Source organism: Methylobacterium nigriterrae (assembly GCF_037106235.1).
GTDB classification, from domain to species: domain Bacteria; phylum Pseudomonadota; class Alphaproteobacteria; order Rhizobiales; family Beijerinckiaceae; genus Methylobacterium; species Methylobacterium nigriterrae.
The window spans coordinates 1-250 of record NZ_JBAWTG010001075.1 but is presented as its reverse complement, the minus strand read 5'-3'; the positions used below and the strand labels follow the sequence as shown (position 1 = coordinate 250).

At 72.8% G+C, this 250-nt stretch carries 1 protein-coding gene; it reads left to right on the top strand.

Annotated features, from left to right (window positions below; all coding sequences use genetic code 11):
* A partial coding sequence (locus WDW90_RS40300) for a TatD family hydrolase (protein WP_336493134.1) occupies positions 1-250 on the top strand: 250 nt, incomplete at both ends.

Below are 250 nucleotides of genomic sequence, written 5' to 3'. Positions count from 1 at the left end.
ACCATTACGACGACGCGGCCCCGGAGGCCGTGCAGGAGCGGGTCCTGCGCGCCCATATCGAGGCCGCCCGGGCCACGGGCCTGCCCCTCGTGATCCAGTCCCGCGACGCCGACGAGCACATGGAGGCGGTGCTCGCCGACGAGATGCGCAGGAGCCCCTTCACGGGCGTGCTGCACTGCATCTCCTCGGGCCGCCGCCTCCCCGAGGCCGGGGACGAGCTCGGCCTGTACGTGACCTACTCCGGCATCGT